This is a genomic window from Vibrio sp. (genome assembly GCF_038138445.1).
Lineage (GTDB): Bacteria > Pseudomonadota > Gammaproteobacteria > Enterobacterales > Vibrionaceae > Vibrio.
Genome location: NZ_JAYQDQ010000118.1, coordinates 1 through 9,632 on the forward strand (window position 1 = coordinate 1; position 9,632 = coordinate 9,632).

General features: G+C 46.6%; 13 protein-coding genes. 9 read left to right on the forward strand and 4 right to left on the reverse strand.

Features of this window, described 5'->3' with window-relative positions; genetic code table 11:
- The coding region (locus tag AAFM34_RS19090; protein ID WP_341665599.1) for a hypothetical protein at positions 1–772 on the reverse strand (772 nt) is incomplete at its 3' end.
- 100 nt (positions 773–872) lie between these two features.
- Here AAFM34_RS19090 and AAFM34_RS19095 point away from each other — a divergent pair.
- The 3 genes from AAFM34_RS19095 (at position 873) to AAFM34_RS19105 (ending at position 1,886) form a co-directional block, all read left to right on the forward strand.
- Positions 873–1,082, forward strand: a complete 210-nt coding sequence (locus AAFM34_RS19095) for a hypothetical protein (RefSeq protein ID WP_341665601.1) — start codon at positions 873–875, stop codon at positions 1,080–1,082.
- Entirely contained in the window at positions 1,075–1,257 is a 183-nt protein-coding gene (locus AAFM34_RS19100; RefSeq protein ID WP_104037627.1) for a hypothetical protein, read from the forward strand. Before AAFM34_RS19095 ends, AAFM34_RS19100 begins: the two co-directional genes overlap by 8 nt.
- Before the next feature lie 182 nt (positions 1,258–1,439).
- Positions 1,440–1,886 (forward strand): H-NS family nucleoid-associated regulatory protein, encoded by a 447-nt coding sequence (locus AAFM34_RS19105; RefSeq protein WP_258070780.1) that lies wholly within the window; start codon positions 1,440–1,442, stop codon positions 1,884–1,886.
- Positions 1,887–2,455: 569 nt separating this feature from the next.
- Here the strand turns inward: AAFM34_RS19105 and AAFM34_RS19110 are convergent.
- Positions 2,456–2,803, reverse strand: coding sequence for a hypothetical protein (locus AAFM34_RS19110; RefSeq protein WP_341665606.1), 348 nt, complete (start codon positions 2,801–2,803; stop codon positions 2,456–2,458).
- 87 nt (positions 2,804–2,890) lie between these two features.
- Here AAFM34_RS19110 and AAFM34_RS19115 point away from each other — a divergent pair, with 87 nt between their 5' ends.
- The 6 genes from AAFM34_RS19115 (at position 2,891) to AAFM34_RS19140 (ending at position 9,056) form a co-directional block, all read left to right on the forward strand.
- Positions 2,891–4,858: a type IV secretory system conjugative DNA transfer family protein gene (locus AAFM34_RS19115; protein WP_341665607.1), complete on the forward strand. Its 1,968-nt coding sequence runs from the start codon at positions 2,891–2,893 to the stop codon at positions 4,856–4,858.
- The gene (locus tag AAFM34_RS19120; RefSeq protein WP_341665608.1) at positions 4,855–5,106 is read left to right on the forward strand and encodes a hypothetical protein; all 252 of its coding nucleotides are present in this window, start codon (positions 4,855–4,857) and stop codon (positions 5,104–5,106) included. The genes AAFM34_RS19115 and AAFM34_RS19120 overlap by 4 nt, the downstream gene beginning before the upstream one ends.
- Positions 5,090–5,629, forward strand: coding sequence for a DUF1845 domain-containing protein (locus tag AAFM34_RS19125; RefSeq protein ID WP_341665609.1), 540 nt, complete (start codon positions 5,090–5,092; stop codon positions 5,627–5,629). Before AAFM34_RS19120 ends, AAFM34_RS19125 begins: the two co-directional genes overlap by 17 nt.
- Positions 5,626–6,366 (forward strand): MobC family replication-relaxation protein, encoded by a 741-nt coding sequence (gene mobC / locus AAFM34_RS19130; RefSeq protein WP_341665610.1) that lies wholly within the window; start codon positions 5,626–5,628, stop codon positions 6,364–6,366. The genes AAFM34_RS19125 and mobC overlap by 4 nt, the downstream gene beginning before the upstream one ends.
- A gap of 66 nt (positions 6,367–6,432) precedes the next feature.
- Entirely contained in the window at positions 6,433–8,643 is a 2,211-nt protein-coding gene (locus AAFM34_RS19135; protein WP_341665611.1) for a DNA topoisomerase, read from the forward strand.
- A gap of 128 nt (positions 8,644–8,771) precedes the next feature.
- Positions 8,772–9,056: a hypothetical protein gene (locus tag AAFM34_RS19140; protein ID WP_102388105.1), complete on the forward strand. Its 285-nt coding sequence runs from the start codon at positions 8,772–8,774 to the stop codon at positions 9,054–9,056.
- Between the two features lie 68 nt (positions 9,057–9,124).
- On the opposite strand, the gene AAFM34_RS19145 is transcribed toward AAFM34_RS19140, so the two are convergent.
- Positions 9,125–9,379 carry a hypothetical protein gene (locus AAFM34_RS19145; protein ID WP_341665612.1) on the reverse strand — a complete coding sequence of 85 codons (255 nt, stop codon included), beginning with the start codon at positions 9,377–9,379 and terminating at the stop codon, positions 9,125–9,127.
- Between the two features lie 23 nt (positions 9,380–9,402).
- Positions 9,403–9,567: a hypothetical protein gene (locus AAFM34_RS19150; RefSeq protein ID WP_341665613.1), complete on the reverse strand. Its 165-nt coding sequence runs from the start codon at positions 9,565–9,567 to the stop codon at positions 9,403–9,405.
- Positions 9,568–9,632 lie beyond the last annotated feature (65 nt).

The window sequence follows — 9,632 nt, forward strand, 5'->3', positions numbered from 1 at the left end:
GCTCTTTACTGACATACAAATTGACAGTTTTGCCATCATTTTTATCGAAGAATTGAAGCAGAAAACCACGACCGTAACGCTTTTTCAATAAAGCGCCACCATAAACAACACCCTTATATCGATTTTCAAGCCCATAACGAATGTGCGTCACATATCGGTATAGAGGGAGCTGTCCATAACCTTCAACATAAAGTTTGAGTAACCGAAATTCATCATCCGATAAATTAGTTTTAGCGTCTTGCCACGTATCAATTAGCCGCTGTAACTGATTGGTTCTGGTATATCGTTGCCATCGATGATGATCTTTTTTATCACGAGGTTCACGATGCTGAGCCAAAAATCCTGGTGAATGGATAGATAAACCAGACTCACCGTGCTCGGTTCCTAGGTCTCCATCTGATTCTGTCCAAGGGGTGAAGTGATTAATATGATCCTTTAGTTTTTTACGAGCTTTTCTTTCATTACATTCTTCACCAGATACTTCTTCAGATTGGTCCGGTTCCATAGCATCTGTAAATTTAATCCACTCGCATCCAGGCTGATGTTCATATGGTGAGCGAAAGTGAGCCGTTTGGTACTTAACTCCCTCTTCCGCCATTACGTGATAATTAACACCACTTATAAGCACACCACAATTTCGGTCACTGCATGAAAATTTGAATCGCTTCCTCTTTTCTGGTTTTTGAGAGAAGTATTCAGCCCTAGCTTGGTCTATGGAAATGCTGCGCTCAAGCTCATGGCAGTAAGCAAATAATACTTTGGTTCTTTTCATTAGTTCACACCTTTATATGAGTATCAAAGCACATAAAGCAATGACATTAATTCAACAACTAACTTTTTCCAAATCAACAACCCGCATAAATGAAATGAGAATGAATAAAGGTACATTTCCGAACTACCCATCACTCATCGAAAAATTAGCCGTGCAAGCTTGCCAAGGTCTCGTCTTTGGGAACTACAGTAAACGCTTTCAAGCATCCGTAGATGCACTTTTAAAGTCTTTACCAGATGACGAAAAAGAAAAAGTGATCGCTCTTGCAGAGAAGCATGGTTACAAAAAAAAGGAGTATTTAAGTGTCTAAAACAGTTTTTTGCCAATGCGATAGATGTCTGCGTGATATTCACGTTGTCGAAACAATGATTACTTTAAGTAAGCAAACAGAGCACATCGAGAACGAATCAACGGTGCAACCTAAGAACGTTAATGTGGTCGGTACTTGGTGCGAAGAATGTGCTGAATCCGTTAAATTCCATTGAGTAAGGGAAATAAAAGCAAGCATTATACAAATACCACTTTCAAGCAGACACTATTACTCATATTTGTCACTCCAAACGTTTGAAATCCACGGTCTCACTTATCCAACTATCCATCATGAGGAAGACTGGAACCCCCCAGGATTTATTTCCAGCCGATTGTGGAAAGATGGAGAAGTGATTCAGTGCTCAGACCTAAGCATCAACCAAAAGCGAACTACATTATGCAAGACATCCTCAAAAAACTCAGCAACCCAAGACAAGCGAAAACGGTGCTCAAACACGCCAGTGTTGAGCAGCTTGAACGCGTCTTAACGGTCATTACTGAGTTCAAACAAGAGAAAGAACTGGAAGCTCAAATACAAGCCGAGCGAGAGCAGCAAGAGCGCCAAGAGCTCGAAGCGATGCGCGAGCAAATCATTAATAAGGGACTCGACTTTGACAAGTTGTGTGATCTAATGAAGCCGAAAAAGAAACCTCGTAAGGCAAGCAAAAGCGGCACCAACACGCCATCAAACACCTACGTTTATGGTGACAACAAAACGTGGGATGGCGTGGGTGAGGTGCCCGCGGAGTTGCAAAGTTTACTCGATGAAGGCTTCGAACTTTCGGACTTTATCGCGCAATCCTAACTTCGTTTTTTCGCCACAACACCGTCTCTTCCCCTCTCTCAATGCGCGCTTCACGCGCACCATTCATTGCGCCATTTCAATCCCCTAGGATTGTTAAATAGCGGCAATGACGAACACGCAACATGACCATCCTTGAGGATGGGACGTGTTGTCCTTTCGTGAACGTCTCGTGTCAATTTTACTTTCAAATTTCAATCCCAAAGGATTGTTAAAGAGAAAGGAAAATTCGATGCACGAGGAGTGAGCGCTTAAAAAAGTCCGCCAGCAAAAACGCGAAATGCGTCGCCGCCAAAGTGTGGATTCCGGCGTTCCACGCCCCACTTTGGCAAGACAAATTGAGCGAAACAGCGCGGGCTTTTTTTTCAATCTCAGCAAACGAAAAGCTCTGCTTTGAGTGCGCCTAGATTGCTAGCCCTAATTTCATTCAATCGCCCGAGTGCCCCCTCTGCGGGGCTTGATTGATAATGAAAAATTAGGGTCGTAGCGTTCAGCGGAGAACCTGAGACAAGGGAGTCCCCGACCGCCGTTTCAGGCGGGGGAGCCGAAACAAAACGCTCAGCGTCCAGCGATTAAAGCGAGACCTCCCCAGAGGTCGATTTTGTTTTGGGGGCTTGCCCCCGAAAACCGTTGAGTAGGCGAGACCAAGCTCGTCTGGTTAGTTGAATAACGCGAATTTGAGCACAGGAGCTCGCCGACTGCCAAATGAGTGTTAATTCACCTTCCAGAGGGGCTTGGTCTCGCGTAGCGAGGCGGTTTTCGGCTTCTTTTGACTTTAGATTGGAAAGCAAGGCGTGAGGACGTTCAGGACGAGGGCATTGTTTTCTAATCCATTGAAAAAGCGCAGCTTTTGAGATGATTATCCCTTTCGGGATAACCCCATGCCTTGGAGCGTTCAGCGTAAAGGCCTGGGCATCCATCGGCTACTCATATCGGCTACACCCTGTAGCCGATATGAGTAGTCGATAACTGTAGCCGATGATATTCAACTAAGGAGCATCAATATCATGTTTGATATGATCATCAATCCCATTTTAGATCTGTCTTTACTGGCACTCTCTCAACTGTATTTGCTGACGTTTTACTATGCCAGCGTACTCAGTTTTCTCTCCGGTTTGATCGCCCCAACGATCTACTTTGACAAGCCGGAAAAAAACGAAAAAGGATCCCTATTGCGACGCCTGTTTATCTTCGTTGCGATCTTGCTTTTTTTGTTTGGGACACTCGCCAACGTCACCATCCCAACACTGATTGCGGTGGTACAAACCGCCAGCTACGTACCCGTTTCAGAATTGGTGTATCCGTTTATCTCGTACTTCTATATTCCGCTGTTCTTCGTTGGTGCGGGCACCCACATTGCCATTCGCCGAGTCGCAACACCGCATCTGAACCAGCTTAAATCTACGTTCACCAAACGCACGCAAATGGCGCGTGATGAACGCACCGATGTGCGCACGGTAAAACACTTTTTACCGGAAACGCTGGCGTACGATCCCGAAGACTACATTGATCTCAATAAAGGTGTGTTTGTCGGATTGGATCGCGAACATCAACCGCAATACATCCCACTGGCTGACTTCCAAAAACAGCACGCGGACATCATCGGCACCACGGGTGCCGGTAAAGGGGTCGCCTCAGGATTGATCTTGTATCAACTTATCCTTGCTGATGAAGGCGTGTTTGTGATGGATCCTAAAAATGATGAATGGGCACCGCATTTGATGAAGTACGCCTGTGAAAAAGCGGGCAAACCTTTCTACCTGATTGACCTGAATAAAAAAGCGCCTCAACTCGATCTCTTAGCGGATGCAACGCCGGAACAAATCGAAGAGATAATGGTGGCTGGATTCAGCCTTGCCGAGAAAGGCGACGTGGCTGATTTCTATCGTATCGACGACAGAAAAGCGGCCAGAGAAGCCCCAATGAAGGCAACGGAAGAAGAGCGCCAGTCATTCAAAGGACTGTTCAGTTCACTCTATGTTCAAGGTATTGAAGACACCATCAAAGCGTTCTACGGCAAACTTGAAGAACTCTCGTTAGTCGAGTCCATTAATGCGGTTGGCGGCATGCGACTGCAAGATGTGTTCGACCATGGTGGCTGTTGTTACGTCATTGGCTCAATGCGCAATTCGAAGATATTGATCACGCAGAAGATGATCTTAATCCGTTTATTTCAGCTTGCTGAAATGCGCGACCGTGTGGCGGGTAAGCCGCGTCCCATTGCTATCTTCCTGGATGAATTGAAATACCACATTTCAAAACCAGCAATGGAAGGCTTGGGCGCCGCACGTGACAAAGGGGTGCACATGCTTCTTGCCCACCAATCGGTTGCCGATTTAAAAGACTGTCCGGCTGATCTTAACGGTGATGCCGTGGTTGGCGCAGTGGTCGAGAATACCAAGTTCAAATTGGTGTATCGCTTACAAGATCCCGACACCGCCGAATGGGTGTCTAAAATGTCCGGCACCATCTTGGTGGATGACGAAACTCGCTATGTCGAATCCAGCAAAACGCTCAATGAAGTGGTCGATGACAAGCGCAACATTAGAATGGCCGAGAGGCAATATGTCGATACCAACATGTTGCTCAACCTACCCGACTTTGTCAGCTATATCTTCACAACCAATGACGTTCCCAAGCCATCCTTGATTGCGCCGATCAAAGTACAAAAACAAACCCTCGTCACGTTTGATGAAACGCAAGCTCATACCGCCAGTGACGATGAAAAAGTCGAAGAACACAATGAAGCGCCAGCTTCTAAAAAGCGCCAAGATATCGGAGAAGAGAACAACATTGAAGTTGAAACAGCGTCGCTCTCAGAAACAGAAACTCTCGACACTAATGAAGAATTTGATCTGGATGCGGTCACTCCTCTGCCCCCTAACAAGAACCCGACAGAGGCAATTCAATCACAAAAGGAAATAGAGGCAGCAGTTAAAACGTTAGAACGACAAATCGAAGGACTCAAAAAATGATAGTCAACACCAGACAATGGCACTCATGGTTTCGCTACATCAAACGAAAAATATTGCTCGGTTCACAACAAGAAGAAAAACGTGTCACGGTGCCTACAACCATTTTGGGTAACAGCCAAGAGTATGCATTAGAAGATATTGAACTGATGGGGATACCGGTTGTTGTCCACCCAATGGACGACAACTGGACGCCAAAAAAGAAACCTCAACCTAAACAGGAGGCATTATCCAATGGAACTACGCACTAAACGACTGCTGTCTCTCTGGGATCATAAAACCTACACCAATCGAGCCCGTCCATTAGATAAACCTATTGACGGGCTTTTTGTTTATCAAAGTCTTTTTTCTGTGGAAGCCTTCGCATCACGACCCGCTCAAAACGTGACAACACAACTGGCGAAGGTCACTGCCGAAAGTTTGTTAGAAAAAACACGATCACTACGTGACGACATCAATCAACGCCACCGAAACTTCATTAATAACATCGGCGAACTCGACATCAACACACACTCCACTCAAGCGTTCCAAGAGGCAGAAACAGAACAACGTTTATACACACCTGGCAGTGTCATGCTCATGAAAGTATTTATGGCCGCAGACCGTTATTTCGACACGCTTTACAAGGCAAGATTGAACGGCGAGCTCACCGAAACAGAATACGATCGACGACGCAATAAAATGGCGAAACAGATCACTCGAAACCTCAACCAAGTGAATGTTACCTGTCTTTCTTTTCATAAAGTGCGCAAAGAAGCGGAGGCTTCAATATGAGCCAATTGATCACCTCAAAGGCTGACCGCTACCAAAGACATTATGAAAAAATGGCGACTGTGATCCAATTCCTTAAAGAAGAGTCATACACAAACTTCGAAATTTTAATGCTGCTACTGGAGTACAAGGACAAAAATCCCTTATATCGGTTGCTCAATAAACTGGTAGGCCTTGGCTATATCCACAAACATGAGTTTGAATTTCAAACCGGTAAAATTTCAATCTGGGGGATCACCGATTTAGGACTGATGCAAAACATTCAGAACATCAACGAAGATTTTCGTGCATTCGATCCTTACCGCGTAAAATTCGGCACGCTGGAGCACAAGCTCATGAATCAAAAAGCACAGATTTATTTGCAGCGGAATGGCTGGACGAACTGGCGTAACGCCGATCAATATTCGTTTCGAAAAGAATATGATGTCGAACATCGCCCAGATGCCACCATCACAGCACCTAACGGATTTACCATCGCCATTGAAACAGAGCGCACTCTAAAAACGGTCTCTCGTTATCGCTCAATCCTTAAAAGCCACATTCTCGCGCAAAAGAAAAAATACTGGAGCGCGGTGTTTTATGTGGTGCTCAATGACGACATTCGCCAGCTATTAATCAAGCGCTTTGACCGCATTGAATACATTCCTTTCAGCGAATCCAAACACCCGTTTGAACATTACCGTTCAAAGCTCGTGCGTATCTTCACGCTCGACGAACTCAAAACCCTCACCCTTCAATAATTTCATCACTCACGCCTCCCTATCGATGCAGAGCATCGAGGGACACTGACATCTGGAGAAAACGTTATGCGCGTATTTATTGCAGAAAAGCCGTCGTTGGCGGCGGCCATCTTTAAAGGTCTCGGCGGTGACGTTAACACCGAGAAAAAAGACGGATACTATCAACATGGCCAAGAGGTGGTGACGTGGTGCGTCGGTCACTTACTTGCCCTGTGCGACCCAGAAGATTACAACATTGAACATAAAAAATGGGCCTTGTCGTACCTACCTTTGAGCACACACTACCCGCCAAGAATGAAGCCGCGCCAGGGCGCAGCGAAGCAACTCAAAGTCGTGCTGAGCTGGATAGACAAAGCAGACAGTATTGTTCACGCAGGCGACCCCGACCCGGAAGGTTGTTTGTTGGTCGATGAGGTGCTGACCTATGCGAGCAACACCAAGCCGGTGCAACGTGTCTTGATTGCCGATTTGAACGATAAGCCGGTGAAAGCTGCGCTGGCAAACTTACAGCCGAATGAACACTTCCAACCACTGACCCAAAAAGCGTTAGCTCGCGCTATCGCCGACCAAACCTTCGGTTATAACCTGACTCGCGCCTATACCCTTAAAGCGAGAGAGAAAGGTTTTGATGAAGTGCTCAATATTGGCCGAGTCATTACGGCTATGATAGGCATGATTAACGAGCGCACCTTGGCAAACCTCAATCACCAGAAAAGCTTTTACTACGAGTTATTTGGTCACTTTGATATGGGTGGCAACATCATCAAAGGCAAGCTCATTCCTGATGAAGCATTCGAGCTCGATGACAAAGGTCGTATGATTTCGTCACTGGAAGTCGCGGCAACTAAAGAAGCGGACACCGGAGCAAGTGCTCATATCTCCAGCATTGAACAAAAGACAGAACACCGCCAACCACCAATGCCATTCAACCTGTCAAAGCTGCAAATTGAAGCGTCAAAGCGATGGGGCTATAAACCGAAAGACGTGCTAGATACTTTGCAAGGGCTGTATGAGAAGCACAAACTGCTGACCTATCCGCGCAGTGATAACCAGTACCTTTCCGATGCGCATCTGGAGAACCGTTCCAGTATCTTTGCGGCCATAAAAGGGACACTGTCACACCTTGATACCGCCATTGAACACGCCGCGACGACCTCCAGTCACAAAGCCTTTAATGCCAGCAAAATAGAAGCGCACCACGCGATTGTACCTACCGAGAAAAGCGGCGCGGGTATCGAGCTTAACGACCGTGAGCGCAACCTGTATGAATTGGTGGCCAAACGCTTTATTGCGTTGTTCTATCCTGGCTCCGTACGCGACAAAGTGGCGCTCGATGTGGATTGCACCGGTCGCTGCTACCGTGCCACCCAAACCACACTCAGCAAACAAGGGTGGGAAGTGCTATTTAAAGGTGAACATCAAGACGAACCGAATCAAAACGCCCTAGATCTCACCTCGATGGTCAAAGGTACGCAAGGCTCGTGTACACAAGTGGATATGGAGCAGCGTGAAACCAAACCACCGAAATACTTTGACGATGCAAGCCTACTGAAAGCCATGACCCAAGCGGCCAAATTCATTAAAGACCCCGAATTGCGCAAAACACTGGAGGCGAAAGACAAAGACACGGCCGGGGAAAACGGCTCCATCGGGACAGAAGCCACGCGAAGCGGGCATATTGAAAAGGTAGGTAAGCTGACACACCTTGTTCGCTTAGGCAAAGAAAAAGGCTACAAAAACCCGGTCTACAAAACGACGGAAGCGGGACAAGAGTTCTGCGCCCTCCTCCCTGATGAGATTGTACGGCCAGACATTTCCGCTATTTGGGAGGGCAGCTTAGATAAGATTTCGAAGCAGCAGCTCAATATTGAATCGTTCTTAAGTGACGTAAACAAGTATATCCATCTCCAAGTCGAGCACGTCAAAACACACGGTGTGCCTTTCGTGAAGCGCAGCGGCGTGACTTGCCCAACCTGCCAGCAAGGCTCGCTCATTAAACGCCCTGGCAAACATGGACCATTTCATGCCTGCAATCGCTACCCTGACTGTAAGACGACGTTCCCTGACGACAACGGTAAACCAAACTTCAACCCCAAGCCACGCCAGAGTGTTGTGCCAAGCACAGAAGAGTTCTGCAAACAGTGTGGCAATCCGCTTGTGCGAAGACCTGCCAAGAAAGAAGGATCATTTTGGTGGGGATGCAGTGGCTTTCCGAAATGTAAGGTGCGCTATTTTGACCAAAACGGCAAACCTGACCGTGATCGAGGCGAACTCTAACACTGAACAAACATCACAGCGCGTGATGATGTTAACCTTCCTTCAAAGTGCTGATTTATCTTCGCGCCATGGAAGGTGCTAAGATAAATACACCACCTCCCCATCCAGTACGATAGAGCGTTATCCAAATGCGAGACAATCACGATCCTTGGGTGTGCTTAGAGGATGATGAAGATGACTATGTCCTCGAACGATTTGAGTTGCGAGTTCACGGTCGTAAACCACTCGTTCTCAATCACCCCTCGTTTTCCAAACTCATGTTCGTCACCCAGCAGTATCTCCACACGTCACAGGAAACCACCAAGCGAATATTAAGAGCCACCATCTTAGAAAGTGCTGAGCCCTTCACGGCGGATGAACACTGCCGATTGGTCTCTGCACTCGAAAGGCACTTAGCTGACGTCCATGAATGAAAAAACCCGATAACATCATCATGTTATCGGGCTATTTGGTGTCATCAGTGTATTTGTGTTTGGCGGTTTTACAACCATTCTTCAGCACATTCATGTGTTATAGCATCAGTGGTTTCAGTGATCGTGGCAGACTGAAACCCGCCGACGATGGGATTTAACGCTAAATTCGCTACTCTCTTCACCTCATCAAAGCAAGGAAGCACTGCAACGTACTCCTTACCCCAACTCCCTTCAAGCGTAACTAGGCAAGCACCTTTATACCCAACCGAAACATGAACTTCGACATCAAGCCGGTGTTCATCGCCATCCAATAATGAATTCATCAGCGCGCCCTCGTTAAAGAGCATTAGAAGTGATGCACTGGAATGTTAAACCAATACACCAATGCATCGTAGAACGCCGAAATAACAGGGTGATCTGCGCGATAGTTCGCCTTCTCAAGCTCCGTTATTTCTAATTCCAAGTCTAATGCTAACTCTGGCACTTGAGCACAAACCCACTCAAGATGCATCGCTTCATCGATGGTAAGCTGGCGGTAAACCCCATCTAATCATTTCCTTTTAAATTCGGTATTGT